We start from the raw sequence: 766 nt of genomic DNA, 5'->3' as shown, positions 1-766 counted from the left end.
GTTGATAGGCCAGATCTGGAAGCCCGGTGACGGGTGGAGGTGACTGGTACTAATAGGCCGAGGGCTTGTCCTCAGTTGCTCGCGTCCACTGTGTTAGTTCTGAGACAACGACCGTTGTCGGTTCAGAGCAGAACATCAACTGAAGAGTGTGCTTGTTCGCTCGAAACCATTAGGGTTTCGGTGGTCATAGCGTGAGGGAAACGCCCGGTTACATATCGAACCCGGAAGCTAAGCCTCACAGCGCCGATGGTACTGCAGGGGGGACCCTGTGGGAGAGTAGGACGCCGCCGAACAATCTTTGGAGGACCCCTGGTCCCAGCGACTCGCTGGGACCAGGGGTCCTTTCGTTTTTCCGGAGCGCGCGCCCGATACCCGGTTGCGCGAGAATGATTTTGCAGTACCGAAGACAGGAGTCACCGATGTCCCCCAACTCTCCCGACGAGCGTCCTGAGCGCGACCAGCGCCGCCGGGACAGTGGTGACCGTGGGGGCTATCGCGCGGGCGCACGTCGCGGCGACGACCGCGGTGGCCAGGGCGACCGCGGTGGCCAGGGCGACCGCGGCGGTTACGGCCGGCGCGATGACCGCCGTGACGACCGCCGCGATGACCGCCGCGGGGACGACCGTGGTGGTTTCCGCCGGGACGACGATCGTGGTGGTTTCCGCCGCGATGACCGGCGTGACGGGCGTCGTGACGACCGTCGCGGGGACGACCGTGGTGAGCGCGGCGGATTCCGCCGTGACGACCGTGACCGTGGTGGACGTCC

1 rRNA gene and 1 pseudogene are annotated in these 766 nt (G+C 65.4%); one reads left to right on the top strand and one right to left on the bottom strand.

From position 1 onward, the window contains the following. The first annotated feature begins 176 nt into the window (after nucleotides 1-176). Nucleotides 177-293, top strand: a 5S ribosomal RNA gene (gene rrf / locus ABZ845_RS31020). Between the two features lie 120 nt (nucleotides 294-413). Here rrf and ABZ845_RS31015 read toward each other — a convergent pair. Beyond that, nucleotides 414-766: pseudogene (locus ABZ845_RS31015) on the bottom strand (hypothetical protein); the annotation flags it as partial.

The sequence above is a fragment of the Streptomyces sp. NPDC047022 genome (assembly GCF_040644155.1).
Taxonomy (GTDB): domain Bacteria; phylum Actinomycetota; class Actinomycetes; order Streptomycetales; family Streptomycetaceae; genus Streptomyces.
This window is presented reverse-complemented; position numbering and strand designations above follow the sequence as displayed.